Here is a 26374-nt window from a genome sequence, read left to right as displayed (position 1 = left end):
AACTGTTGCGTCAACGACGGCGACACGGTTGGCTGCCAATGAGCACAACCAAGATTTGTCTATCTAACTAACGGAGGATGCCACGTGAGCGCAGGTCGGCTGTTTACCAGTGAGTCGGTCACCGAAGGTCACCCCGACAAGATCTGTGATGCGATCAGCGACTCGGTGCTCGATGCGCTGCTGGAGCAGGATCCCGCCTCCCGGGTGGCGGTGGAGACACTCGTCACCACCGGCCAGGTCCACGTCGCCGGTGAGGTCACCACATCGGCCTACGCCGATATCCCCAAGATCGTCCGCGAGCGCATCCTGGACATCGGCTACGACTCGTCGACCAAGGGCTTCGACGGCGCGTCCTGCGGCGTCAACATCGCCATCGGCGCCCAGTCCCCGGATATCGCCCAGGGCGTCGACAAGGCGCACGAGGCACGCGTCGAGGGTGCCGGCGATCCGTTGGACTCCCAGGGCGCCGGTGACCAGGGCCTGATGTTCGGCTACGCCATCGGCGACACCCCGGAGCTGATGCCGCTGCCCATCGCGCTCGCGCACCGGCTGGCCCGTCGCCTCACCGAGGTCCGCAAGGGCGGCATCCTGGACTACCTGCGCCCGGACGGCAAGACCCAGGTCACCATCCAGTACGACGGCAAGACACCGGTGCGCCTGGACACCGTGGTGCTCTCCACCCAGCACGCCGAGGGCATCGACCTCGACGACACGCTGGCCCCCGACATCCGCGAGAAGGTCGTCAACACCGTTCTGGCGGATCTGGGTCACGAGTCGCTGGACACCTCCGACTACCGGCTGCTGGTCAACCCGACCGGCAAGTTCGTCCTCGGTGGCCCGATGGGTGATGCCGGCCTGACCGGCCGCAAGATCATCGTCGACACCTACGGCGGCTGGGCCCGCCACGGTGGCGGCGCCTTCTCGGGCAAGGATCCGTCGAAGGTGGACCGCTCCGCGGCGTACGCCATGCGCTGGGTGGCCAAGAACGTGGTCGCCGCCGGGCTGGCCGAGCGCGTCGAGGTCCAGGTCGCCTACGCCATCGGCAAGGCTGCCCCGGTCGGGCTGTTCGTGGAGACGTTCGGCACCGAGACGGTGGATCCGGCCCGTATCGAGAAGGCCATCAGCAGCGTGTTCGATCTGCGCCCCGGTGCCATCGTGCGCGACCTGAACCTGCTGCGCCCGATCTACGCGCAGACCGCGGCCTACGGCCACTTCGGCCGGACCGATATCGAGCTGCCGTGGGAGCAGACCAACAAGGTCGACGACCTGTTGGCGTCCGTCTAGCTTTCGCGCTCGGGCCGCCACGAGTGCAGGGACGGCAACAGGGCCGTCTTCTTGTAATGGTGGTCCGCCATACGTTTGAGGATGTCGTCGAGGACACCGACGGCCTCCTCGACGTGCGGCCCCTTGTTCAGCATCACGCATTCAGCGCGTTCGCTCATCGCGGCATCGCTGATCTCGGCTCGTGACGGATTGCCGGTCCTGGCGAGTTGATCGAGGACCTGGGTCGCCCAGATCACTGGCAGGTGCGCTGCTTCGCACAACCACAGGATTTCCTCCTGCAGTTCGGCGAGGCGTTCGTAGCCACACTCGACGGCCAGATCGCCACGCGCGATCATCACCCCGACGCGTGGGTGCCGCATGAGGGTGAGCAGTAGTTGCGGAAGGTGCTCGAACGCCTGGCGCGTCTCCACCTTGAGCACCACTGCCAGTGATCGGCCGCCGAGGCGCCCCAGCTCCTCGAGGAGCCGTGCGACATCGGGCGGTCGACGCACGAAGGACATCTCGACCAGATCGGCGAGCTCCACCACGACCGCGAGGTCCTCGACGTCCTTATCGGTCAGCGCCGAGACGGGTAGTTCGATACCCGGTACGTTCACGCCCTTGCCGGCGCGCAAGCGGGATCCGCCATCGGCGGCGTGCTCGATCTGCAGGCGCAGGACCGCAGGCCCGGTGCCGACGATCCTGCCCCGTATCCGGCCGTCGTCGAGATGCACCGTGTGTCCGACGCAAGCGTGGTCGAACAGTTCGGGCAGTGTGCAGCCGATCCGCGGAGTTCCGCCGTCCAGGACGGGCGCGGGCGAGCAATCCCTGGTCAGTTCGAGGATGTCACCGCGGTGCAGGATCAAGCTCTGCTCGACAGGGGGGATGTCACCCAGCGGCGTTGCGTCCTGGTCATCCGCGACGTGCAGCGTCGTTGCGGTGCCCAGGTAGGTGGTGCGCTCGACGGCGGCGACGAATCCGCCAGGTGCGCTTGCGGATTCATCGACAGCGCTGAGCACCATCCGGCGCTTGGCGCCGCGGGTGTCATGCAGGTGCACGATGTCCCCGTCGCGGCGGTGGGTGAGCCACTGTTCACCCACCGGTAGTGACACCATGCCGCGTTCCGGTGGGGCGGTGGGGTGTTCGGCTGCGGTCAACCATGCCTTTGCAGCGCCGACGACCTGGCCGACGGCGTTCTTGGGAGGCTTCAGTTTCACCACGCGTGGTCCCGGCTCGAGTGGCCCGGTCCGCAACTTGGGACCACCCAAGTCCATGGCGATCGCGCATGGTCGGCCGGTGCGCGCCGCCGCGTCAGCGACGTGCCGTGCCATGGCGCGCCACGCCGTGGCATCGTCGTGCGCGCAATTGATGCGAGCCACATTCATACCCTGCTCGACCAGTCCGCGCACCAGACGGGCATCGGTCGCCGCCGCCGACGGCAACGTGACCATGATCCGCGTCGCGCGATCGGCAGGGTCGGGTCCGAACAACTCCCGTGTTCGCTGCGCCAACAGGTCCGGGCCCTGGTTGATCGCCACTCCACCCGCGATCGGCTGACGCCATCCGTCGTCGAGCATGGCGCCGATCGCCGCCCTGACCGCGTGCAGGGTGGCCTCGACGTGTGGTTCGCTGCGACCCAATGACGACAGCCCGAACGCTGACAGCCCGGCCTGTAGATCGCGCAGATCATGCTGCCGTATTGCCCAGTAGTGCACCATGTTTCGAGCGCTGGATTGATAGCGGGGCGCCACATCCGCGAGCCAGTTCGACCAAGTCGACTCGGCCTCGGGTAATCGTGTCAGCAAGGCGTCCACATCGTCGCGGATCTCCCGCAACCGCTGCCGGGCGGTCTCGCTGTGGCTCTGGGTCTGCGGCAGCACGGGGTCTCCTTCGTCGGCGGCGGTGCAATCGTGCTCCGCGAGGGCCGGCCGAAGCTAGGGTCCAAAGTCCTGCAGTTTGCGTGTGCTGAGCCACATCCTTCCGAATTGTCCTCTGGGACAGTTGGTTTACTGTTCACCATGAGTTCATCAAGGCGTGGGATGGCTACCCGTGCAGTGCGGCTCGCAGGGCGGCGATCCCGCGCGCGGTGGCCTCGGTCGCCGCGGGGGAGACCAGCGCGAGGCTGACGTAGCCGTGCACCATGGTCGGTTCGTTGCTGTGCTGCACCGCAACTCCGGCCGCGGTGAGCAGCTCGGCGTACTTGCCACCGTCGTCGCGCAGGGGGTCGTGCTCGGCGGTGCCGATGAACGCCGGCGGCAGACCGCGCAGGGATTCGGCGTTGGCCGGTGCCACATCGGTGGGCAGCGATGCCGGATCGCTGAGGTCCACCCCGGGCAGATACCAGGTCAAGAAGGCCGCGGTGACGTCCTGGTTGAGAATGTAGGCGTCGGCGTTTTCGATGAAGGACGGCGCGGTCATGTCCCCGACCGCCACCGGATACCACAGCAACTGGAACACCAGCGCAGGTCCGCCGGCGTCGCGGGCGCGCAGCGCCATCACCGCCGACAGATTGCCGCCGGCCGAATCGCCGGCCACCGCAAGGCGTGTCGGGTCACCGCCCAGTTCGGCGGCGTGCTCTGCCACCCAGCGCAGCGCCGCCCACGCATCTTCGACGCCGGCGGGGTAAGGGTGTTCGGGGGCGAGCCGGTAGTCCACCGACACCACGATGGCCTCGGCGCCCACCGAATGTGCGCGCGCCACATGGTCATGGGTGTCCAGATCGCCGATCGCCCAGCCGCCGCCGTGGTAGTACACGAGCACCGGGAGGTTGTCGTGCTGCTCGATCGGCGGCCAGTAGATGCGCACCGGGATATCGGTGAGGTCGCCGTACCCGACGGTGCGTTCCTCGATCCGCAGCTGCGGCAGCATGTCCGCCGGCGGCTTCACCGCGCGCAGCTTCTCGCGGGCCACCTCGACGCCGTCGGCGATGGTGAACTCCAGCGGCACGGCATCCAGCAGTGCCTTGAGGTTGGGATCGACGCCGCGGCGGGTGTCATCCGAGGGCGGTGGGGAAGCAGCCATGGCTCAGGCTAACGCGCCCCGCAACGCGGCAAGGGCGAGATCGGCAGCCTCGGTGGCGGCCGGCACCACACCGTAGTAGCCCAGATAGCCGTGCACCAGCGTGTCGGCATTGTGGACCTGTGCGGGCACCCCGTCGGCGGCCAGCAGCTCGGCGTAGCGGATGCCGTCGTCCCGCAGCGGGTCATAACCGGCCACCGCGATATAGGCCGGCGCCACACCGGCCAGCGTGGCGGCGCGCGCCGGCACCAACGTGGCGGGCGGATCGCTCAGATCGATGTCTGCGGCGTACAACGTGGAGAAGCTGCCGACCGCGCGTCGCCCCAGGATGGGTGCGTCGGCGTTCTCGGTGAACGACGCCAGGCTGGTGTCCCAGGTGGTCGCCGGATACCACAGCAGCTGCGCTCGCAACCGGACTCCGGCATCGCGGGCCAGCAGCGCCACCACGGCGGCCAGGTTGCCGCCGGCGGAGTCCCCGGCCACCGCGATGCGGGCGGGGTCGGCGCCCAACTCGGCGGCGTGCGCGGCCACCCACCGGGTCACCGCCCAGACGTCCTCGACGGCGGCCGGGTAGGGGTGCTCGGGGGCCAGCCGGTAGTCCACCGACACCACGACCGCACCCACGCCGGCCGCGTGCGCACGGGCGGTGCCGTCATAGCTGTCCAGGTCGCCGACGACCCACCCGCCGCCGTGGAAGAACAGCAGCACCGGCGGTGTCTGCGACGATTCCGGGGGCCAGTAGATCCGCACCGGCACGCCCTCGACGATGCGGTCCTCGGCGCGCAGCTCGGGGTGCACCTCGCGGCGCGGTAGTGCGCGGAACCGTTCCCGCGCGGCATCGGGGCCGCCGTCCATCGTGAGTTGGAACGGCACCGCTTCCAGTACCTTCTCCAGGATGGCGTCCAAGGCGGGTCTGTCGGTACCGGAATCAGGCATGGGTTCACCGTACGCAGCGCGGTGGACGCGGCTGTGCTGGGTGCTGGCGGTCGTCACCGGCGCCGGGTACGGCATCTTCCTGATCACCGTCGCGCTGCGCGTGCCCGCCGGCGCCGAGCTCACCGGGCAGTTCGCCCTGCAGCCCGCGGTGAAGGCGGCGGCGGCGGTGCTGCTGGCGGTGGCCGCGCTGCGGCACCCGGTGGTCCGCGAGCGCCGCTGGCTGATCGCCGCGCTGCTCGGGTCCGCGGCCGGCGACTACCTGCTGGCGATGCCCTGGTGGGAGCCGTCCTTCGTGCTGGGCCTGGCATCGTTTCTGATCGCGCACCTGTGCTTCCTGGCCGCGCTGGTCCCGCTGGTCGTCCGGCGCACCCCGCGGCTGGTCGCGGCGGCCGTCGTGGTGCTGGCCTGCGTGGCGATGCTGGTGTGGTTCTGGCCGGCGCTGCTGGAGCAGGGCATGGTGGTGCCGGTCACCGTCTACATGGCGGTGCTCGCCGCGATGGTGTGTGCGGCGCTGTTGGCCGCGCTGCCGACGCCCTGGACGGCGCTGGGCGCGGTGTGTTTCGCGGTCTCGGATTCGATGATCGGCATCAGCAAGTTCGTGCTCGGGTCGGAGGCTCTGGCGGTGCCCATCTGGTGGGCCTATGCGGCATCGCTGTTCCTGATCACCGCCGGATTCTTCTTCGGCCGCGCGGCGCGCGACTAGTGGCCCAGTGGTGACCCAGACCCGCCGCGCCGCCGAACACGAGCCGATCGCCCGGGTGCTGCCGATGTTGTCGGTGCCGCACCTGGACCGCGAGTTCGACTACCTCGTCGCGGCCGATCAGTCCGACGACGCCCAGCCGGGAGTGCGGGTGCGGGTGCGTTTCCACGGCCGGCTGGTGGACGCCTTCGTCCTGGAAAGACGTTCGGACACCGACCATTCGGGAAAGCTCGGCTGGCTGGACCGGGTGATCTCCGCCGAGCCGGTGCTGACCCCGGATATCCGCAGGCTCGCCGACGCGGTCGCCGCACGCTATGTCGGTACGCGACCCGACGTGCTGCGGCTGGCCATCCCGCCGCGGCACGCCGGTGTCGAGAAGAAACCGCAGCCCGAGCTGGCGCCGCTGACGCCCCAGCCGGTCGACGAGTCCGGCTGGGCACGGTACGGGCGCGGTGAACAGTTCCTGGCCGCGATCCGGGAGGGCCGGGCCGCGCGCGCCGTGTGGCAGGCCCTACCGGGGGAACACTGGGCGCTGCGGCTCGCCGAGGCCGCCGCGGCCACCGTGCACGCCGGGCGCGGCGCCCTGATCGTGGTGCCGGACCAGCGGGACGTCGACGCCGTGCACGCGGCGGCGGTGGGTTGTGTGGACGAATCACGTGTGGTGGCACTGTCGGCCGGGCTGGGTCCCTCGCAGCGTTACCGGCGCTGGCTGGCGGTGCTGCGCGGCCAGGCCCGGCTGGTCATCGGCACCCGCAGCGCGGTGTTCGCGCCCATTGCCGACCTCGGGCTGGTCGTCGTCTGGGACGACGGCGACGACAACCTGGCCGAACCGCGGGCGCCCTACCCGCACGCCCGTGAGGTGGCCATGCTGCGGGCGCACCAACTGCGTTGTGCCGCAATCATCGGCGGGTACGCCAGGACCGCCGAGGCGCACGCCCTGGTGCGCAGTCGGTGGGCCCACGATCTCGTCGCGGCCCGGCCGGTGGTGCGTACCCACGCACCACGGGTGGTGGCCTTGGACGACAACGCTTTCGACCAGGAACGCGACCCGGCGGCCCACACCGCCCGACTGCCGTCGATGGCGCTGCGCACCGCCCGCGCTGCGCTGGCGGCCGGGCACCCGGTGCTGGTGCAGGTGCCGCGGCGCGGCTACGTGCCGGCACTTGCCTGCGCCCGCTGCCGCACCGTGGCGCGGTGTCGACACTGCACCGGGCCGCTGTCGTTGCCGGACCGGGACACCCAGGGCGCGGTGTGCCGCTGGTGCGCCCGCGCCGAGCTGTCGTTGCGTTGTGTGAGTTGCGGATCGGATGCGGTGCGCGCCGTGGTGGTCGGCGCGCGGCGGACCGCCGAGGAACTCGGTCGGGCGCTGCCGGGTGCCAGTGTCGTCACCTCCGGCGGGGAGTCGGTGCTCGCAAGGGTGGGCCCGAAACCCGCCGTCGTGGTCGCCACCCCGGGCGCCGAACCGGTGGCCGAGGGCGGCTACGGCGCCGCGCTGCTGCTGGACAGCTGGGCGCTGCTGGGGCGCCAGGATCTCCGGGCGGCCGAGGACACGTTGCGCCGGTGGATGGCTGCGGCGGCCCTGGTGCGCAGCCGCGCCGACGGCGGCTCGGTGGCGGTGATCGCCGAGTCGGCGATTCCGACCGTGCAGTCGTTGATCCGCTGGGACCCGGTCGGCCACGCCGAATCCGAACTCAACGCCCGCGCCGAGGTGGCGCTGCCACCGGCGGTCCATCTCGCGGTGCTCGACGGGGTGCCCGAGGCGGTCAACGCGCTGCTGGACTTCGCCGAGTTGCCCCCCGAGGCCGAATCGCTGGGGCCGGTGGATCTGCCGCCCGGCGCCCGTCGACCGCCCGGTATCGCGGTGGACAGCCCGCTGGCCCGGATGCTGGTGCGGGTGCCGCGCGCCGGTGGACTGGACCTCGCCGCGGCGTTGCGCCGCGCGGTCAACGGGCTGAGCGCCCGCCACGATCAGCAACCGGTTCGTGTGCAAATGGACCCGTTGCACATAGGGTAAGCAGCGACTCGGGCGTGGAGGTGGGTATGGGACGGCTGTTCAAGCTGTTGATCCCGTTGGTGCTCATCGCGTTTGGTCTGCTGTGGCCGGTGGTGTTCAGCGCGACCCCCAGCGGCGGCGGGGATGTCGCCGATCCGGTGACCATCACCGACTACGCGGCCCACTACACGGTCGACGCCGGCGGCGAGCTGGCCGCCGTCGAAACGATCACCGGGCAGTTCCCGTCGGGTCGGCACGGCATCTTCCGATACTGGGACGTGACCAACCAGAACAACGCCAAGGTGCGGCAGGTGCCCGAGATCGACTCGATCCTGCTCGACGGCGCACCCGTGCCCTACCAACTGCTGTGGGAGGGTCGGGAACGGTTCCGGGTGGCCAAGATCGGCAGCCCCGACTACACCCTGGACCCCGGCCCGCACGTCTACGAGATCCGCTACACCATCGCCGGGGTCCTCGACCCGGCGACGGCCGGCGCCGGAAAGCAATTCGCGGACGCCACCGGTGATATGGACACGCCGACGGTGTTCTTCTGGAACGTGATCGCACCGGCGTGGAACAACGAGATCGACAACGTCGACATCACCGTGACGCTGCCGAAACCTGTCACCGGCGCCCAGTGCTCGGTCGGCTCGGGCCGCGGCACCGCCTGCGATGACCTCACCGTCGACGGCAACACGGTGCGCCTCGGTGCACACGGACTGGCGCCGCACACCCCGGTCACCCTGCGTGCCGGTGTGGACATGCCCACCCCGGCGCGCGCCGAACTGCCGTGGACCTACCACTGGGACCGGGTGCTGGGGCAGTCCACCACCCGGGTGGCGGTGCTTGCCGGGCTGGCCCTGCTCGCCGGCCTGGGCGCCGTCTTGTGGTCGCGCAGCACCGTCGAGACGTCACCGGGATTCCCGATCCAGTACGCGCCGCCGACGGGCCTGGGGCCGGTGCAGACCGAGTACATCCGCACCGAATCGGTGCCCAAGAGCGGCCTGACGGCGACGCTCTTCCACTTGGCCGAACGCAACCTCGTGGACCTGCGCCAGGTCAGCAAGGACAGCTGGAACGTCACCGGCACCGCGGCGCCCGGCGCTTGGGCCGATATCGACCCGGTCGGCGTCGCGGTCGGTTCGGCGCTGAAGGTGATCGGCCCCGGTGCCGAGTTCAAGGCCCGCAAATCCGCCACCTCGGGCAAGAAGCTGACCAAGGCCAAGAGCGATATGGCTGCCGCCGTGCAGAAGTGGGCCCTCGACGAGGGACTGATGGTCAAACGCCGCAAGGAGCTGTGGTTGCGCGCGGCCAATGCCGTCGCGGCGATCCTGATGGTGTGCGGGTTCTTCCGGTGGGGATTCCCGATCACCCTGTGGGCGCTGCCGTTCGCGGTGTTCTTCTTGTTGTCCACCGTGTCCTGGCGCGACGGAGTCGGGTCCCGGCGCACCGCGTCCGGGCGCGAATTGTGGTCGCGGGCCGGTGGATTCCACCGCGTGCTGGCCACCGACTCGGCCGAGGCCCGCTTTGATTTCGGGGCCCGCAAGGACCTCTACGCGGCTTATGTGCCGTTCGCGGTGGCCGCGGGCAGCGCGGCGCTGTGGGCGCAGAAATACCGCGAGGTCACCGGGGCCGTGGCACCGCAACCCGACTGGTACCACTCGTCGTCGAGTAGCTCGTGGGGCCTGTCCGGGGGGTCCGGCGGGTCGGCGTTCGACAGTTTCGACTCGGCACTGTCCTCGTCGATCGGTGCCTACACCGCCTCGCAGGCCTCGTCCTCCAGCGGTGGCGGCAGTAGCAGCAGCGGCGGCGGTGGCGGTGGTGGCGGCGGAGGAGGTGGAGGCGGATCATGGTGAGGTTCTTGCTGATTGTGGTGTTGGCGATCGCGGTGGCGGTGCTGATCGGGCTGGTGGTCGGCTACAACAAGCTCAAGACGGCCGACGTGCGGGTGGCCGAGGCGCTCTCCGGTATCGACGTGGAACTCACCCGCCGGGCGGCGCTGATCCCGAGCCTGGTGCACACGGTCGGCTCGTTCGCCACCCATGAAAAGGCGATCCTCGATCACGTCACCGATGCCCGGGCGGCGCTCGATGCGGCCACCGGAGGCCAATCGGTGGCCCGCCGCAGCGCCGCCGAGGGCGAACTGGACAGCGCGCTCGGCCGGCTGCTGGCCCTCGGCCAGAGTTACCCGCAGCTCAACTCGTCGAACAATTTCTTGAACCTGCAGCAGAACCTCACCGACACCGAGAACAAGCTGGCCTTCGCCCGGCAGTACTACAACGACGCGGTGGCCGGGGTGAACCGGTTGATCACCACGATGCCGTGGATGTTCGTGGCCCCGATCGCCGGGGTGACCGAGCGCGAGTTCTATCAGACCCCGCGCCTTCCCTAGACTGTCTCGGTGCGTCTCGTCTTTGCCGGTACCCCAGAGCCTGCGCTGCCCTCGCTGCGCAGGCTGATCGCATCCGAGAACCATGACGTCATCGCGGTGCTGACCCGGCCGGACGCCGCGGCCGGCCGGCGCGGCACACCCGCACCGTCCCCGGTCGCCCAGCTGGCCGCCGAGCACGGCATCCCGGTGCTCAAACCGCAGCGGCCGAACACCGCGGAGTTCGTGGCCGAGTTGGCCGCCCTGGCGCCCGACGCCTGTGCCGTGGTCGCCTACGGCGCGCTGCTGCGTGCGGACCTGCTGGCCGTTCCCAGCCACGGCTGGGTGAACCTGCATTTCTCGCTGTTACCCGCCTGGCGCGGGGCCGCGCCGGTGCAGGCCGCCATCGCCGCCGGCGACGAGGTGACCGGTGCCACCACGTTCCGGATAGAACTGGATCTGGACTCCGGACCCGTCTACGGTGTCGTCACCGAAACCGTGCGGCCCACCGACACCGCGGGGGATTTGCTTGAGCGCCTTTCTGTTTCGGGTGCCGAACTGCTGGAGGCCACCATGGACGGTATCGCCGACGGATCGGTGACCCCGGTGCGCCAACCGAGCGAGGGGATCACCTTCGCGCCCAAGATCACCGTCGAGGAGGCGCGGGTGCGCTGGGAACTCCCGGCCCACGCGGTCGACCGCCGGATCCGGGCGGTCACCCCGAACCCCGGTGCCTGGACGACGATCGGCGATGTGCGGGTCAAGGTCGGACCGGTGCGCCCGGATGACTCGGTGGTCCTGGCCGCCGGTGCACTCGAGGTGGGCCGCCGCGACGTGTGGGTGGGCACCGGTTCGCATGCGGTGGCGTTGGGTTGGGTGCAACCCCCGGGGAAGAAGCCGATGAACGCCGCCGACTGGGCCCGCGGCGCACGTCTGGACGCATCGGTGCGGGCGCTGTGAATCGGCCGGCGTCATCGGGGCGTGGTGGTCGTCCGCCGCGACAACACGCCAATCGGGCACCCCAGCGCAAGGGGCCGGCACGCAAGCCGCTGGACCCGGCGCGGCGCGCCGCCTTCGATGTGCTGCGCGCGGTGAGTGAGCGCGATGCCTACGCCAACCTCACGCTGCCGGTGTTGCTGCGCGAACGGGGCATCACGGGTCTGGACGCCGCCTTCGCCACCGAACTCGCCTACGGCACCTGCCGCACCCGGGGTCTGCTGGACGCGGTGATCAGTTCGGCCGCCGGTCGACCGGTCGACCAGATCGATTCGGTGCTGCTGGACCTGCTGCGCCTCGGGGCCTACCAGTTGCTGCGCACCAGGGTGGATGCGCACGCCGCCGTGGACACCACGGTGGAACAGGCCGGAATCGAATTCGACTCGGTACGAGCCGGTTTCGTCAACGGGGTGCTGCGCAAGATTGCCGGCCAGGACGAGCAGGCCTGGGTCGCCGAGCTCGCACCGGCGCAGGCGACCGATCCGGTCGGGCACGCCGCGTTCGTGCACGCTCATCCACGCTGGATCGCTCAGGCGTTCGTCGATGCGCTCGGTGCCCGCGCCGGTGAGCTGGGTGCGCTGCTCGCCAGCGATGATGCCCGTCCGGTGGTTCATCTGGCGGCCCGGCCCGGGGTGCTGACGGCCACCGATCTGGCTGCCCAGGTTGCGGGCACCGTCGGCCGGTACTCGCCGTACGCGGTGTATCTGCCCGGCGGGGATCCCGGTGATCTGGCCGCGGTGCGCGAGGGGACCGCACTGGTGCAGGACGAAGGGTCGCAGCTGGTGGCCCGCGCCGTGACCCTGGCAACCGTGGACGGCCCCGACCACGGCCGCTGGCTGGACCTGTGCTCGGGGCCGGGCGGTAAGACCGCCCTGATCGCGGCGCTGGCCGGGGATGCCCGTGTCACGGCGGTGGAGCCGGCCGAGCACCGGGCCGATTTCGTGGTGCAGAACACCGTGGGTCTGCCCGTGGATGTGGTGCGGGTGGACGGGCGGGCGTCCGGCCTGGAGCCCGGTTTCGACCGGGTACTCGTCGACGCGCCGTGCACCGGTTTGGGCGCCCTGCGGCGCAGGCCGGAAGCGCGCTGGCGTCGTCAGCCCGGTGACGTGCCGACGCTGGTCAAGCTGCAGCGCGAGCTGCTGGCCGCGGCCATCGCGCTGACCCGTCCGGGTGGTGTGGTGCTGTACGCGACATGCTCGCCGCACCTGGCCGAGACCGTGGGTGTGGTGGCCGACGCGTTGCGCAGGCAACCGGTGACGGCGCTGGACACCCGGGAGTTCTTCCCCGGTGTGGATCAGCTCGGTGCCGGGCCGTACGTGCAGCTGTGGCCGCACCTGCACGGCACCGACGCGATGTTCGCCGCGGCGCTGAAAGTAGGCTGACCGCCATGGCTGGTCAATCTCCCGTCGCCCCGCTCGCCCATGCGCCGCTCATCGCGCCGTCCATCCTGGCCGCCGATTTCGCTCGGCTGTCCGACGAAGTTGCCGCGGTTGCGGGTGCGGACTGGTTGCACGTGGACGTGATGGACAACCACTTCGTCCCCAACCTGACCCTGGGGTTGCCGGTGGTGGAGAGCCTGCTCAAGGTGACCGACATCCCGATGGACTGCCATCTGATGATCGATGCGCCCGAGCGCTGGGCGCCGCCGTACGCGGAGGCCGGCGCGCACAACGTCACCTTCCACGCCGAGGCGACCGACAACCCGGTCGGTGTCGCGCGTGATATCCGTGCCGCCGGGGCGAAGGCGGGGCTCGCGGTGAAGCCGGGCACCGCATTGGAGCCCTACCTGGAGATCCTGCCGGAGTTCGACACGCTGTTGGTGATGTCGGTGGAGCCGGGCTTCGGCGGCCAGAAGTTCATCCCGGAGGTCCTCGCCAAGGTGAGCACCGTGCGCCGACTGGTGGACGCGGGTGCCCTGACCATCCTGGTCGAGATCGACGGCGGCATCAACGCCGACACCATCGAGGCCGCGGCGGAGGCCGGAGTCGACTGTTTCGTCGCGGGATCGGCGGTGTACAGCGCCGATGACCCGGCCGAGGCGGTGCGACGGCTGCGCAGGCAGGCCGGCGCGGCCTCTCCGCACCTGACGCTATGAGCTCTGCCGCCGGAAAGCGGCCGGTGACGACGGAGGCCGCGATGCGGCTGGCCGTCGAGCAGGCCGAGCGGGTCAAGGGCGCCACCTATCCGAATCCGCCGGTCGGGGCGGTCATTCTGGATGCCGCCGGTCAGGTGGTCGGCGTCGGCGCCACCGAGCCGACCGGGGGCGCACACGCCGAAGTGGTCGCGTTGCGCCGGGCGGGTGAGCTGGCCCGCCAGGGGACCGCCGTCGTCACCCTGGAACCGTGCAATCACCACGGCCGCACGCCCCCGTGTGTGGACAGCCTGCTCGCGGCCGGGCTGTCGCGGGTGGTGTACGCGGTGCCCGATCCCAACCCGGTGGCCGCCGGCGGGGCGTCGCGCCTGGGTGCCGCCGGCGTGCAGGTGCAGGCCGGGGTGCTCGGCACCGAGGTCGCCGGCGGGCCGCTGCGCGAATGGTTGCACAAGCAGCGGACCGGACTCCCGCACGTCACCTGGAAGTTCGCCACCAGTGTGGACGGCCGCAGCGCTGCCGCCGACGGCAGCAGTCAGTGGATCACCAGTGAGGCCGCCCGCGCCGACGTGCACCGGCGGCGCAGCGTGGTCGAAGCGATCGTGGTCGGCACCGGCACGGTCTTCTTCGACGACCCGACCCTGACAGCGCGGTTGCCCGACGGCAGCCTGGCCGACCGACAGCCCCTGCGGGTGGTGGTCGGGGAGCGGGAGATCTCGCCGGAATCCAACGTGCTCAACGACGATTCGCGCACCATGGTGATCCGCACCCACGACCCGCACGAGGTGATCAAGGCGCTGTCCGACCGGACGGCGGTTCTGCTCGAGGGCGGGCCGACGTTGGCCGGGGCGTTTCTGCGGGCCGGCATGATCGACCGGATCATCGCCTACGTGGCGCCCATGCTGCTCGGCGGCCCGATCACGGCCGTCGATGATGTCGGGGTGCTCAGCATCGCCGGCGCACAGCGCTGGCGCTTCGACGGGATCGAGGCCATCGGACCGGATGTCCGGCTGAGCCTGGTGCCGAACTGAGTTGTGATCACTGACACAGTGCCGCGGCATTGTGATGTCCAATCTCGTTGCCCCAGTGGGCTTTGCCGGTGTCGTAGCCCGGTGTTGGGTGCGGTGCGCCGGTAGACTTGCGGCAAAGCGCCTTCACCGACGAGTCGCTCGGGGATCGCCTAACAAAGGATGACGAGCATGACTGCCTTGCAGGACTGGCTCAACAGCGGGCCGGTCAACCCGCAGAACGTCAGATCGCTGGTCTTCGGTGTGCTGCGGATGGGGCCCGCCCCGGTGGAGTATCGGCGCGCCCCCAAGATCATGCAGCCCGGGCTGGAGCGTTGCTGACGCCGGGTCATCCGGACGCGGTGACGTAGCCGCCAATTCCAGCCCGCGGTCGGCGATGATCGTCGGCAGAGCGGTGTCCGTGCCGGTGGCGAGGAGTTGGTGATGAGCACGTCGACAGGGTTGGCCGGTCTCGGTGGGGGACGGCTTCTTTCGCTGGCGCCGCTGACGGTGCTCGAACTCGACCCGGCGGAGCTGGTGGCGTGTGCGGCGTCGGCCGGATATGACGCCGTCGGGTTGCGGCTGATCCCGGCCACCGCCCAGGAACCGGTGTGGCCCACCGTCGGCCGCACCCCGTTGATTCTGGAAACCAAGCGGCGCCTTGATGATTCCGGGTTGCGCGTGGTGGACATCGAGGTGCTCCGACTGCGCGCCCAGACCAGGGTGCGCGCCGATTTCGAGGCCGTCCTGGAGACCGGCGCGTATCTCGGCGCCTCGGAGATCCTGGTCACCGGCAACGACCCCGACCACGGCCGGACGGCGGACAATCTCGCCGAGTTGGCTTTGCTGGCTGCAGATTTCGGGTTGACTCCGAATCTCGAACCCATGCCGTGGACCGAGGTGAAGGACCTCCGCGAGGGCGCGGCGATCCTGTCGGCATGCCAGGCGGACGTGGGCCTGCTGGTGGACGCCATTCACTATGACCGCGCCATGAACACGCCCGCCGAGCTGGCCGGGCTGCCGCGGCACTGGATCCGTTACGCGCAGATCTGCGACGCACCCGCGCAGCGGCCGGGCACGGTGGCCGAGATGATGCGCCAGGGCCGCAGTGCGCGGTTGCTTCCCGGCGCCGGCGCCATCGATCTGATCGCGATGTTGCGCGCCCTGCCCACGGGCATCCCGATCAGTGTCGAGGCCCCGCTGCGCAGCGCCGCGCCGGCGACGCTGCGGGCGGCTGCGGCCGCGCGCGCCGCCCGCGCGGCCGCGCGCGCCGCCCGCGCGGTCCTCGCGCAGGCCGACGACGCGCCGTGGTCACCGCTTGAGCGCACCGCCTGATCGCGCTGCCGGCGGGGTGTCGAGCTCGTCGCGGCGGCTGCTGTCGCTGATCAGCAGCGCGGCCAGGGCGCCGACGACACACACCACCGCGGTGATGCCGAAGATCTCGCCGTACTGCATGGTGTAGGCGAGCCGGGTGTTGTCCAGCAGTTGTCTGCCGGCGTCGAGCAGATTGCCGGTGTCGACGACCGGTAGCGACTGCAGGATCTGGTTGAAGCGGTACAGCCCCCACGCCGACAGCGCGGCCATCCCGATGAGCATGCCGATCATCCGGGCGACGACCACAGCGGCCGAAGCGATCCCGTGCTCGGCGGCGGGCACGACGCGCAGCGCCGCCGAGGTGAGCGGGCCGATGACCAGACCGAGGCCGAAACCGGCCAGCGCCAGGTCGGTATCGAAGGCCGGCAGGGTGAACAGTCCCAGATCGTGCCGCGCGGACAACACATTGACATCCCAGTGTGAGATCAACCAGTACCCGAATGCGGCGATGAGCAGACCGGTCACCGCGATCGGCCGGTCACCGATGCGGGTGGCCAGCCAGCCGCCGAGCAACGCACCGATCGGCAGGGCGATGAGGAAGCGCAGCAGCAGGACGACCGCTTCGTTCTTGTCCATGCCGAGCACACCCTGGCCGAACAGCTCGACGTTGACCAGCGTCACCATCAGCGCGGCGCCGGCGGTCAGCGAGGCGGCCAGCGCGGCCAGGAAGGGCCGGAACTGAACCCCGGCGGGTTCCAGCAGTCGGGTGGTGGCCTTCTTCTCCCAGACGAAGAACCCGACCATGGTCAGCACCGCCACGACGATCAGCGGGATGCCGTAGCTGGGCAGCAGGTTCTTACCGTCCGGTGCCGGGTTGTACAGGCCGACGACCGCGGCGCCCAGTGCGATGGCGAGCAGCACGCCGCCGATGACGTCCACCTTGTGCCGAGGTTGATCGCGATCACGCGACGGCACGCTGAAATGGATCATCACCATCGCGACGGCGGCCATCGGAATGTTGATCCAGAAGATGTCCCGCCAGGTGTTCAGCGCCCACACCACGGCAATGCCGTACAGCGGGCCCAGCACGCTGCCGAGTTCCTGTGCCGCGCCGATACCGCCCAGCACGGTGGCGCGTCCGCGCGCCGACCAGAGGTCGGCGGCCAGTGCGAGGGTGACGGGCAGCAGGGCACCGCTCGCGACGCCCAGGATGGTGCGGCCGATGACCAGGGTGGTCAGGTCGCCGGCCAGGGCGGTGACCACCGATCCGAGCATGAATCCGAGCAGACCGCCCTGCAGGATCAGCTTGCGGCCGAACCGGTCCGATGCCTTGCCCAGCAGCGGCATGGCCGCGATATAACCCAGCAGGTAGCTCGTGACGATCGGCGTGACCTGCTGGATCTGGTTAATCGGGATGCCGACATCACGCATGATGTCGGTCATGATCGTGATGACGACGTAGGTGTCGAGGGCACCCAGGGTGACCGCGAGGCCACCGGCACTGATCGCCAGGCGGCGGTTGGTGCCCGCCGAACCCGCGGCCCGGTGGCTGGGCGCCGCCGTCATCAGCTGCCGGGCTTCGTGACGGTGACGGCCTTGCCCCAGTCGGTGAGCGTCATGGTGATGGTCTTACCCGCCGACGGCTCGATCTGGACCTGGGCCAGCTGATGGTCGCCGTCCTCGCGGATCCACGCGGTGGCCGGGGCAGGAGCACTGGCCTTGAGCTGCGGGGCGATCTTGTTGACCGCCTCGGCGCTGACGGTTCCGGTGATCTTCACGGCGTCGGAACCGCCGATGGACTCCCGGCCCACGGCCTGGGGATCGGAGAAACTGGCCAGGATGTTCGCCAGGCCGGTGTCCGGGTTCAGGATCGCGGACACGTCGTAGATGTCGGTGGCGGGACCGAAGTTCTGCATGTTGCCGCCCTTGGTGATCGCGCCGTAGAGGTCACCGTCGGCGACGACGAAGGCGACGTCGGTGAGCTTCTGCCCGAGGAAGATGATGTCGGCCTTGCCCTGGGCCGCCACGGCGGGGGCGTTGGTCAGGTCGCCGCTGAGGGTGGCGATGGGCAATTCCTTGATCTCGCCGTCGACAGCGAGTTCCAGGTGCACGCTCTGCTGGCTGCGGGTGGTCGCGGCCGATTCGGTGATCAGGGTGGCCGCGTCGGGGAGGGGGGCGTCGTTGGTCTTCGATCCGCAGCCGACGAGGGCGGCGGCCGCCATCAGGATGGCGAAGAAGGGAAGAAGGATCCGGACTGCACGGGGGCGCGTCTGCATGATCTGCATCGTAGTGGGTCGCCCTGAGTGGACCTGAGCTTCCCATCCGCCACTAGCCTGGTGGCCATGTTCACCGGAATCGTTGAAGAACTCGGCGAGATCATCGGCAAAGAGGACCTCCCGGACGCCGCGCGTTTCGTGATCCGCGGGCCGGTGGTGACCTCCGACGCTGGTCACGGCGACTCGATCGCGGTCAACGGTGTCTGCCTGACGGTCGTGGAGGTGCGCCCGGACGGCGCGTTCACCGCCGATGTGATGGCCGAGACGCTCGACAGGTCGAGCCTGCGTGCCGTCGATGTCGGCAGTCAGGTCAACCTGGAGCGGGCGGCGGCGGTCAACAGCCGGCTCGGCGGCCATATCGTCCAGGGCCATGTGGACGGTACCGGCGCGGTGGTGGCCCGGACCCCGTCGCAGAACTGGGAAGTCGTGCGCATCGCGCTGCCGCCGGAGTTGGCCCGTTATGTCGTGGAGAAGGGCTCGATCACCGTCGACGGGATCTCGCTGACGGTCTCGGGACTGGGTGATGACTGGTTCGAGGTGTCGCTGATCCCGACGACGCTATCGATGACCACGCTCGGCGGTGCCGCGGTCGGCACTCCGGTCAATCTGGAGGTCGATGTGATCGCCAAATATGTCGAACGGCTGATGGCCGACCGCGACCGCTGAGTCGGCGTGGGCGTTTGATCTTTGCCGCCCGGGTAGTCAGCAACGCACGGGGCACCGGCGTGTCGCCTCGGCCGTCGTGTCGACCGTGGTGTCGGCTCGGCCGTCCGGGCCGGGATCCGGCGGTGCGGCGCAGTAGCGCAAGCGGCCGGAAATGTCGGTGACAGTCACTTGATTGCGGAACGAGATGCGCGTTCCGTAGGCCACCAGCGTCGGCGGTGTCGAGGGCGCCGGCCACCGGGGTCCCAGATCGCGCTACGCACCTGGCCCGATGCGTCATCGATGCAGCTACATGCTCTGCAGGGGGTATCGCGGTGGTGCCATCGGGTGGTCGTGTGTCGCCACGGAAACCGAAGTGGTGGCGCGTGATTCGGCCGCTTTGCGGCACGGGGTCGTTGCTGGCGGAGGACGCTTCGGGCGGGTGTAGCGGCGGTCGCCGAACGTGCCCCGGCGGTGCCCGTTCAACGGGTGTCAGTTGATCGGTGGACACCCGGAACAACCGCCTCAAAATTTCCTCAGGTTGCGCTTTCCAGTTATTGACGAACGTGTTAACTTACGGCGCAGTCAATACGACTGTGTGCTCGGTCACGCGCGTCAGAGGCCAGGCACAGCGGGCGAACGAGGAGCAATATGGCAACGCACCGGAAGAAGTCGGCGAAGAAGCGGATCCGTACCGGTGAATTCGCCGTCGCCGCGTTCCTCGGCTTGGCGGTCACCGCCGCGCCCGCGATCGCGACCGCCGACACTCCCGATGGCACGTCGACCGACTCCGGCTCGAACACGTCCGGTGTGAAGGCCGGACCCAAGACCGTCAAGTCCGCCAAGACTGCCGCCGATGGCAGCACACTGCGGCTCCAGGCGGCCGCCGGAGAAGAAGACGAGGATGATGCCCTCCTCGCCGAGGAAGCCGAGGGCGACGACCTCCCGGTGGACGACGCCGGTACCGAGACCGACCCCGGCACCGAGACCGAGACCGAGACCGAGACTGAGACCGGGACCGACACCGGGACCGAGGAGGAGACCCCGCCGGTCACCGACGCCGGCGGCGTAGACGGGGCCACCGGAACCGACGTCGTCGAGCCGCCGGCCGAGCCCGTGGTGACCGAGCCCGCGGTGACCGAGCCGGTGGTCACCGATCCCGAGGTCGTCGAGACCCCAGAGCCTTCCGAGCCGCTCGCGGTCGTCGAGGTGATCGAGATCCCGTCCTCGGACCAGTCCGCCTCGATGCTGTCGCTTCAGGGTTCCGATCCCGCCCCCACCCCGACCGCCCTGGCCTCCGCGCTGCTCGACATCGACCTCGATATCGTCCCCGAACCGCCGACCATTCCGGCGTTCGCGCCCTTCATGGGCATCATCACCGGCCTCGCCAAGTGGGTCGATCAGGTGTTCCCGGCGTACGAGTCCGACCCGATCCTCAACCCGACCCAGGTCGCCGCCGGTTGGGTGATGACCCTCTATGCAGGTCTGCAGGGCACCTACTGGAACGGGCAACCGACGCCGTTCACCTTCGGAGCCCTGGTGCTCGTGACGGCCGCCTACGCCCGCTACGAGCGGCTGGCCACCAACCACCTGCCGGGTGAACCCACCGTCTCGGCCGGCCCGCTGCCGCTGACCTGGAAGCTCAAGAGCACCGACCCGGACGGCGATCCGCTCATCTACTCCGTCGACCTGAACGGCCAGCCCAGCAACGGCCTGGTCACCATGAGCCCGGATGGCACCTTCAGCTTCATCCCGACATCGCTGGACGATCTGAACAACGGCACCGACGTCACCTTCACCGTCCGGGTGAACGACAGTCTGGGCATGCTGGAGCACCCGATCAACCCGGAAGGCAACGACGCGTTCTACACCGTGTCGTTCCACTACCCGGGCCTGGGCATCAACAATCTGCCGGTCTTCAACGGGCCCGGCCAGGCCACCGTGACGGGCACCGACGGTAACTCCGGCAAGGTCACCATCGTGGCCGAGGCCACCGACCCTGACGGCGATCCGCTGACCTACACCGGCACCGCGCTGTTCGGCACCGTCACCCGCAACGAGGACGGCACGTTCACCTACACCCCCAGCGACACCGCCCGGCACCTGGCGACCACCCTGCTCGGGGCGAAGACCGACATCGTCAGCATCTGGGCCAACGACGGTCGCGGGGGCATCACGCTGCTGCCGACCGTCGTCACCGTCGACATCGTCGGCGCCAACGGGGCGCCCACCGTCACCGTCAATTCGGACACGGTCACCGAGCCGATCCTGGGTTCCATCACCGGCTCGCTGGACGTCGACGACCCGGACGGCGACCTGGTGGTGGTCGCGCCGACCGGTCTCAGCACCCGCGGTGGTCTGGTGACGGTCATCGGCCACACCTACACCTACGTGCCGTCACTGTCGATCCGGGCACAGGGCGGTACCGACACGTTCACCCTGTCCGTGAACGACCTGCACGGCAGTACCACCGAGGTCACCATCACGGTCACCATCGCCCAGATCAACGTGGCGCCGGTGTTCGAGTCGACCCCGACCATCACCCACACCGACCACACCACCGGGGTGCTGACCGGTACGTTCAAGGTCCGTGACGACAACGGTGACACCCTGACCTTCACCAGCGCCGGCCTGCTGGGCACCATCGCGGTGGACCCGACACCCGCGGCGGACGGGGTGACCTACACCTTCACCTACACGCCGTACAACCCACATGCCGCGTCGCTGCCGCTGGCCATCACCACCGATCTGGTCACCATCACCGCATGGGACGGCGGGCTGCTCTCCGGCGACAGTGCAACCTTCCTGGTCAACTTGTCGACCCAGGTCAACCAGACCCCGTCGGCGACCTACCAGAACACCGGGGGCAGCAGCCTTCTCGGCACGGTGACCGGCTCGATCGTCACCACCGATGACGACCTCATCCACACCTACACGCCGCTCATCATCACCACCGACAAGGGTTCTGTCGTGGTGAGCGCCCTGACCGGCGACTACGTCTACACCGCCTCGATCGAGGCCCGCAACGCCGCCAGTGCCAGCGGGGCGTCGGCCGCCGACAAGATCGACACCTTCACCATCACGGTCACCGATCCCGCCGGCGCCAGCGTCGACGTGCTGGTCTCCGTGACCATCCCGCAGTGGAACCTGCCGCCGGCCGGCGGTGTGGCGTCCAACATCATCGCCGACAGCAACGGTGTGGTGCGCGGCCACATCACCGGTGTGATCAACCTCGACAGCGATCCGCTGAGCTACTCGATCACCGGCTCCAACGGCGCCAGCACGGCCTACACCGACGGCGGCGGTATCGCGCACGTCAATGCGGACGGCAGCTACGTCTACATCCCGCGCCTGGGCGGTGCACTCGGCTACTACGACTCGTTCAGCGTCACGGTCGACGACGGCCGCGGCGGGACCACGAACGTCCTCGTCGGCCTGGGCGCGGTCATCGCGCCGACCCCGTCGCTGGACAACGTCACCGTGACGACCAACAACGGGGCACCCGGCGTGGTGACCGGTTCGGTCAGCCTGGGCTCGTCGGGCAACAACGGGCTGTTCAGCTCGTTCACCGGGACCGGCGCGGGCCATGGCACCGTGACGTTCGACGGCGTGAACTACACCTACACCCGGACCTCCACCGGGCATGTGGGCGGCACCAGTGACACCTTCGACATCATCGGCACGGCCTACGGCCTGACCATCACGGTCGCCACCGTCACGGTCACACCGGTCATCTCCAATGCCGCGCCGGCGCCGGGAAGCACCGCCATCACCGAGTCCGACGTGACCAATGTGCTGGGCGTGTACTGGCAGGAATCCAAGGGCAACATCAACGCCGTCGACGCCGACGGCGACGCGCTGAGCTACCAGACGACACCGTTGGGCAAGTCGACCACCAACGGCGGCCTGGTGTACGTGTCCGAGGACGGATCGTTCACCTACCGGATCGGCAAGTTCCGGTCCTATTACCACGACGCGGCGGCCACCGGGGCCACCGGCAACGCCGTCAACGACACCTTCAGCATCACGGTCACCGACTCCTTCGGCGCCAGTTCCACCATCGTGGTCTCGATTCCGATCGAGAAGCTCAACGACGCACCGTCGTCGAGCGTGTCGGTCGGCGGTAAGACCACCGACGCCCTGGGCGTGGTGCGCGGCACCATCACCGGTTCCGACGATGACGACGACTCGCTGACCTACACCCTGATCGGCGGGACCAACGGGACGGCCTCCACCGCCAACGGCGGCATCATCCGGTTCAGCGGCAACTCCTTCACCTATATCCCGACCGCGGGCCAGAGCACCGACTCGTTCCAGGTCCAGGTCAACGACGGCCACGGCGGCGTCTCGACGGCCACGGTCAGCCTGACCGGGCTCAGCACACCGTCCCCGACCACCAATGTGAACACCTCGACGCCGAATGTGGTTACCGGACAGCTCAATACGGCCGGCAACACCGGGCTGACCTACACCGTCGGCAGCCAGGGCACCAAGGGCACGGTCACGGTGACGTCCACCGGCGGGTTCACCTACACCCGCAACGGGGCACTGGGGCATACCCAGACGCCGGGGGACAGCTTCACCATCCGGGCCACCGACGCCAACGGCAATTCGGTGATCATCGCGACAGTGAACGTCACCCCGACGGTGACCAACGTCGCACCGGTGGCCGGCAGCACGAACTTCACCGGGTCGTCGATCGAGGACAACCGAATCCTGGGCATCGGCACCCTGAAGCAGACCACCACCGGGAAGTTGAAGGCCACCGACGCCGACGGGGACGCCGTGAGCTTCACGGCGGGGTCGTTCTCCACCGCCAACGGCGGCACGGTCGCGGTCAACGCCGACGGCACCTTCACCTACACCATCAACGAGGGCTACTCGTACTACCACGGGGCGGCCAAGATCGGCGCAAGCGGTAGCGCGGTCGCCGATTCCTTCACGGCCACCGCGGTGGACGGGTTCGGTGGCAGCACCAGCTACTCGGTGTCGGTGGCGATCTACGCGATCAACAAGACGCCCACCATCTCCGGCGGCAACATGTTCTTGGGCACGGTAAGCGCGATCAACGTCGACGACGACGACGGCGACTCGCTGACCTTCAGCCACAACGGGTCCAGCTTCACCTTCGGCGGGCGGGGCCTGTACACCAGCACGCTGTGGAGCGGAAGCCGGCTCACCGTCACCGACGGCTACTACGTGACGAACAACGGTGTGGTCACCAGCACGCCGGCGTCCGTCACGAAGACCTGGTAACACGAGCGAGCGAGACGGCCACGTACGCAGAAGGATTCGCACCGTGACGATCGATGATCTGGCGCGTGCCGACGAGATCCGGACCGCCGTGCAGCCGTGGGTCGAAATCGGCGCCCCGGATCCGCGCACGGGTGTGGTGCGCGGGACGGTGCGGATCGTGGACCGCGGCGACCGCACGGTGCGGTTCGGGCCGGAGCGCATCGGCACCGCCACGGGTGGCCTTGTCGTGGTGGACCCCCGGACCGGGGACTTCACCTACACCCCGTCGCCGGCGGCCCGGCAGGTGGCGCGTGCGCGTTCGCATCACCCCGACACGGTCGACGCCTTCACGCTGCACGCCGCCGCCCACGGCACCCGGGTCGAGGTGCATGTCGTCGTCGACGTCATCGCCGATAGTGCTGCCGCCGAACCGGTATCGGCCGACCGGGTCGTCCCGCCGTCGGAGGGTGTGAAATCCAACACCCTTCTCGGTGGGGCCAAGGAGGTGCAGTGGCACCCGATCCACGTCGAGGGCGGATCCACGGTGCGCATCCAGTCGACATCGGGTGGCACCTCCTCGCTCGCGGTCGGACCGCTCGGTGAGCACACGTTGACCTTCACGTCCTCGGGCGGCAGCTTCTTCAACAAGGGCCCGGCCGGGTCCGTGGTGCTGCGGGTGACCGATTCCAGCGGGTCGCACACCGACCGCACCTACACGTACTGACCCGAATCCCGTTCACCAGAAGGAGATCCGCACATCACCATCGATGATCTTCACCGCCGCAGCTTCGACTCGTCGATGGCGGTGAGCCTTGGGTCCGAAGCCGGTGTCCACGTCACCAGCCCGACCACGTTCTCCACGAGTTCGCACGCGGTGGACATGGTGGTGCACGCGGACACCCCGCCCACCGCGGCCGCCGAGGTCGGTGATCCGAAGCGGCCCAACGGGACCGTGTCCGGTGCGGTGATCAGCCGCAACACCGGCGCGCTCAGTTACGGGCCGGTGCTGTTCACCACGGTCAAGGGTGGTCTGGTGTCGGTGGGGGCGCTGTCGGGTCGGTTCAGCTACACCCCGTCGGATCAGGCCCGGCGGCTGGCCGCGGCGAGTGCCGATCCTGACGACCGGGTCGACACCTTCACGGTCACCGTCACCGACCTGTACGGCGGTTCGACCGATGTGCCGGTGGCGGTGCAGATCCTCGCCGTCGACCTGCCGCCGGTCGGGACGCCGATCCTGCGGTTGCCGGACGCCGACGGTGTCGTCACCGGGTACATCGAGGGCACCGCCCGCGACGGCGGCACCCTGAAGTACAGCCTGGCCAACGCCGCGAACCCGGCCGGCTCCACCGAGGAATCCGCGTACACACGCAAGGGCGGGCTGGTCCAACTCGACACGGCGAGCGGCCAGTTCGTCTTCATCCCCACGGTGTCGCAGGCCACCATCCCGGGTCTGGACACCGACACCTTCGTGGTGACGGTCACCAACTCGCGGGGCGGTTCGGCCGACGTCACCGTCAACCCGCTGGCGAATCTGACGATCGGGGTGCAGACCGTGCGCACGGCGCCGAATGTGCAGTGCGGCAGGCTGGCGGTCAGCGAGGACGGTCCGTTGTCGTTCAGCGTGGGCACCGCGCCCCGCAAGGGCACCGTCACGGTGGACCGCAACGGCAACTACGTCTACACCCGCACACCCGGGCTCGGCCACGGCATCACCGCCGCCGACAGCTTCACGATCATCGGCACCGACGGGTACGGCCGGTCGATCACCGCCGCCGACGTGCGGGTGTCGCCGCCGCTGGCCACCACGTCCCCGGTGCAGGCCACGGTGGTGGTGTTCGAGTCGGGGATCAACGGAATGGGCGATCAGAGCACCCGAGGCATGATCGCCGCGGCCGGTGTCGAACGCTTCACCTGCGGCACCGTGCTGACCACGAAGGGCAGTTCGGCCACGATCGCCGAGGACGGCACGTTCACCTACTCCAGCGCGCAGAACCTGGGGGTGGGTCACCGCGCCGCCGCGGTGGACGCGCTGGCCGCGGACAAGATGGACACCTTCTGCGTCCTCGGGCAGGGCGCCGACGGTGTTTCCGTCCCCGTGCTCGTGACGGTGACTCTGCACCCGTACAACAACACTCCCACCCAGGGCACCACTGGCGGCAGCGGCCGCACCCGTGGCCTCGCGACCGGCGACTGGACCACCAGCGTCGTGGACGTCGACGGTGACGACATCACGTTCTGCATCACCCAACGCAACCCGACCGGGGTGGTGTCGGTGGGCCGCAACCGGGTCGGCGCGTTCACCGTGCACTACGAATCGACCGCGGCGCGGACGGGAACCTGGTACCCCACCGAGGCGTTCACGATCACCTTCTACGACGGCCACCGCAAGCCCGACGGGACCCCGGCCTGCGTCACCGCGGAGTACGTGTTCTAGATCGCACGGCACACCGGGCAGATTGCCCGCTGGTCCCGTCCGGGACCGGCGGGCAATAACTGTTCAGGGCCCGTGGTTCATACTGATGTAAGTCGGTCCACCC

General features: G+C 69.4%; 20 protein-coding genes. 15 read left to right on the top strand and 5 right to left on the bottom strand.

Annotated features, from left to right (window positions below):
• The first annotated feature begins 84 nt into the window (after positions 1-84).
• Positions 85-1284 (top strand): methionine adenosyltransferase, encoded by a 1200-nt coding sequence (metK, locus tag A7U43_RS17765; protein WP_067997944.1) that lies wholly within the window; start codon positions 85-87, stop codon positions 1282-1284.
• Here the strand turns inward: metK and A7U43_RS17760 are convergent.
• The 3 genes from A7U43_RS17760 to A7U43_RS17750 all read right to left on the bottom strand — a co-directional run bounded on the left by A7U43_RS17760 (position 1281) and on the right by A7U43_RS17750 (position 5217).
• Entirely contained in the window at positions 1281-3143 is a 1863-nt protein-coding gene (locus A7U43_RS17760; RefSeq protein WP_067997943.1) for a pyruvate kinase, read from the bottom strand. The genes metK and A7U43_RS17760 overlap by 4 nt on opposite strands.
• Positions 3144-3306: 163 nt before the next feature.
• A complete protein-coding gene (locus A7U43_RS17755) occupies positions 3307-4284 on the bottom strand; it encodes an alpha/beta hydrolase (RefSeq protein ID WP_067997940.1) in 978 nt (325 codons plus the stop codon).
• A gap of 3 nt (positions 4285-4287) precedes the next feature.
• Positions 4288-5217 (bottom strand): alpha/beta hydrolase, encoded by a 930-nt coding sequence (locus A7U43_RS17750; RefSeq protein WP_067997937.1) that lies wholly within the window; start codon positions 5215-5217, stop codon positions 4288-4290.
• Between A7U43_RS17750 and A7U43_RS17745 the strand changes: the two genes are divergently transcribed.
• From A7U43_RS17745 to A7U43_RS17705, 10 genes are all read left to right on the top strand, one after another.
• Positions 5216-5920: a lysoplasmalogenase gene (locus A7U43_RS17745; RefSeq protein ID WP_156525953.1), complete on the top strand. Its 705-nt coding sequence runs from the start codon at positions 5216-5218 to the stop codon at positions 5918-5920. The genes A7U43_RS17750 and A7U43_RS17745 overlap by 2 nt on opposite strands.
• Positions 5921-5984: 64 nt before the next feature.
• Positions 5985-7931 (top strand): primosomal protein N', encoded by a 1947-nt coding sequence (locus tag A7U43_RS17740; protein ID WP_082902438.1) that lies wholly within the window; start codon positions 5985-5987, stop codon positions 7929-7931.
• A gap of 26 nt (positions 7932-7957) precedes the next feature.
• Positions 7958-9766: a DUF2207 domain-containing protein gene (locus A7U43_RS17735; protein WP_068003030.1), complete on the top strand. Its 1809-nt coding sequence runs from the start codon at positions 7958-7960 to the stop codon at positions 9764-9766.
• On the top strand, positions 9760-10302 hold the full coding sequence (locus tag A7U43_RS17730) for a LemA family protein (RefSeq protein ID WP_067997930.1): 543 nt from the start codon (positions 9760-9762) through the stop codon (positions 10300-10302). The genes A7U43_RS17735 and A7U43_RS17730 overlap by 7 nt, the downstream gene beginning before the upstream one ends.
• A gap of 9 nt (positions 10303-10311) precedes the next feature.
• A complete protein-coding gene (gene fmt / locus A7U43_RS17725) occupies positions 10312-11238 on the top strand; it encodes a methionyl-tRNA formyltransferase (protein WP_067997928.1) in 927 nt (308 codons plus the stop codon).
• 89 nt (positions 11239-11327) lie between these two features.
• Positions 11328-12656: an RsmB/NOP family class I SAM-dependent RNA methyltransferase gene (locus A7U43_RS17720; protein WP_068003027.1), complete on the top strand. Its 1329-nt coding sequence runs from the start codon at positions 11328-11330 to the stop codon at positions 12654-12656.
• A gap of 5 nt (positions 12657-12661) precedes the next feature.
• Positions 12662-13369 (top strand): ribulose-phosphate 3-epimerase, encoded by a 708-nt coding sequence (rpe, locus tag A7U43_RS17715; RefSeq protein WP_067997925.1) that lies wholly within the window; start codon positions 12662-12664, stop codon positions 13367-13369.
• A gap of 23 nt (positions 13370-13392) precedes the next feature.
• Entirely contained in the window at positions 13393-14394 is a 1002-nt protein-coding gene (ribD, locus tag A7U43_RS17710) for a bifunctional diaminohydroxyphosphoribosylaminopyrimidine deaminase/5-amino-6-(5-phosphoribosylamino)uracil reductase RibD (protein ID WP_082902437.1), read from the top strand.
• 168 nt (positions 14395-14562) lie between these two features.
• Positions 14563-14712, top strand: coding sequence for a hypothetical protein (locus tag A7U43_RS29760; protein ID WP_156525952.1), 150 nt, complete (start codon positions 14563-14565; stop codon positions 14710-14712).
• A 102-nt stretch (positions 14713-14814) separates the two neighbouring features.
• The gene (locus tag A7U43_RS17705; protein WP_067997919.1) at positions 14815-15705 is read left to right on the top strand and encodes a sugar phosphate isomerase/epimerase family protein; all 891 of its coding nucleotides are present in this window, start codon (positions 14815-14817) and stop codon (positions 15703-15705) included.
• Here the strand turns inward: A7U43_RS17705 and A7U43_RS17700 are convergent.
• Positions 15682-17250, bottom strand: coding sequence for an MFS transporter (locus tag A7U43_RS17700; RefSeq protein ID WP_067997916.1), 1569 nt, complete (start codon positions 17248-17250; stop codon positions 15682-15684). The genes A7U43_RS17705 and A7U43_RS17700 overlap by 24 nt on opposite strands.
• The gene (locus A7U43_RS17695) at positions 17250-17960 is read right to left on the bottom strand and encodes an LppX_LprAFG lipoprotein (protein WP_068003023.1); all 711 of its coding nucleotides are present in this window, start codon (positions 17958-17960) and stop codon (positions 17250-17252) included. Before A7U43_RS17695 ends, A7U43_RS17700 begins: the two co-directional genes overlap by 1 nt.
• A 66-nt stretch (positions 17961-18026) precedes the next feature.
• Between A7U43_RS17695 and A7U43_RS17690 the strand changes: the two genes are divergently transcribed.
• The 4 genes from A7U43_RS17690 (at position 18027) to A7U43_RS17675 (ending at position 26271) form a co-directional block, all read left to right on the top strand.
• Complete coding sequence (locus A7U43_RS17690) at positions 18027-18626, top strand: riboflavin synthase (protein ID WP_068003020.1); 600 nt, start codon at positions 18027-18029, stop codon at positions 18624-18626.
• Positions 18627-19253: 627 nt separating this feature from the next.
• The gene (locus A7U43_RS17685; protein WP_067997912.1) at positions 19254-23858 is read left to right on the top strand and encodes a beta strand repeat-containing protein; all 4605 of its coding nucleotides are present in this window, start codon (positions 19254-19256) and stop codon (positions 23856-23858) included.
• Positions 23859-23901: 43 nt separating this feature from the next.
• Entirely contained in the window at positions 23902-24561 is a 660-nt protein-coding gene (locus tag A7U43_RS17680; protein WP_067997910.1) for a hypothetical protein, read from the top strand.
• Positions 24562-24636: 75 nt separating this feature from the next.
• Entirely contained in the window at positions 24637-26271 is a 1635-nt protein-coding gene (locus A7U43_RS17675; RefSeq protein ID WP_067997908.1) for a hypothetical protein, read from the top strand.
• Positions 26272-26374 lie beyond the last annotated feature (103 nt).

It is taken from the genome of Mycobacterium adipatum (assembly GCF_001644575.1).
GTDB lineage: Bacteria > Actinomycetota > Actinomycetes > Mycobacteriales > Mycobacteriaceae > Mycobacterium > Mycobacterium adipatum.
This window is presented reverse-complemented; position numbering and strand designations above follow the sequence as displayed.

Coding starts and splice junctions, on each gene's coding strand:
- A7U43_RS17755 (WP_067997940.1), bottom strand. CDS start 4,284: ATGGCTGCTTCCCCACCGCCCTCGGATGACACCCGCCGCGGCGTCGAT.
- A7U43_RS17745 (WP_156525953.1), top strand. CDS start 5,216: ATGGGTTCACCGTACGCAGCGCGGTGGACGCGGCTGTGCTGGGTGCTG.
- A7U43_RS17750 (WP_067997937.1), bottom strand. CDS start 5,217: ATGCCTGATTCCGGTACCGACAGACCCGCCTTGGACGCCATCCTGGAG.
- A7U43_RS17740 (WP_082902438.1), top strand. CDS start 5,985: ATGTTGTCGGTGCCGCACCTGGACCGCGAGTTCGACTACCTCGTCGCG.
- A7U43_RS17735 (WP_068003030.1), top strand. CDS start 7,958: ATGGGACGGCTGTTCAAGCTGTTGATCCCGTTGGTGCTCATCGCGTTT.
- A7U43_RS17730 (WP_067997930.1), top strand. CDS start 9,760: ATGGTGAGGTTCTTGCTGATTGTGGTGTTGGCGATCGCGGTGGCGGTG.
- rpe (WP_067997925.1), top strand. CDS start 12,662: ATGGCTGGTCAATCTCCCGTCGCCCCGCTCGCCCATGCGCCGCTCATC.
- A7U43_RS29760 (WP_156525952.1), top strand. CDS start 14,563: ATGACTGCCTTGCAGGACTGGCTCAACAGCGGGCCGGTCAACCCGCAG.
- A7U43_RS17705 (WP_067997919.1), top strand. CDS start 14,815: ATGAGCACGTCGACAGGGTTGGCCGGTCTCGGTGGGGGACGGCTTCTT.
- A7U43_RS17700 (WP_067997916.1), bottom strand. CDS start 17,250: ATGACGGCGGCGCCCAGCCACCGGGCCGCGGGTTCGGCGGGCACCAAC.
- A7U43_RS17695 (WP_068003023.1), bottom strand. CDS start 17,960: ATGCAGACGCGCCCCCGTGCAGTCCGGATCCTTCTTCCCTTCTTCGCC.
- A7U43_RS17690 (WP_068003020.1), top strand. CDS start 18,027: ATGTTCACCGGAATCGTTGAAGAACTCGGCGAGATCATCGGCAAAGAG.
- A7U43_RS17685 (WP_067997912.1), top strand. CDS start 19,254: ATGGCAACGCACCGGAAGAAGTCGGCGAAGAAGCGGATCCGTACCGGT.
- A7U43_RS17675 (WP_067997908.1), top strand. CDS start 24,637: ATGGCGGTGAGCCTTGGGTCCGAAGCCGGTGTCCACGTCACCAGCCCG.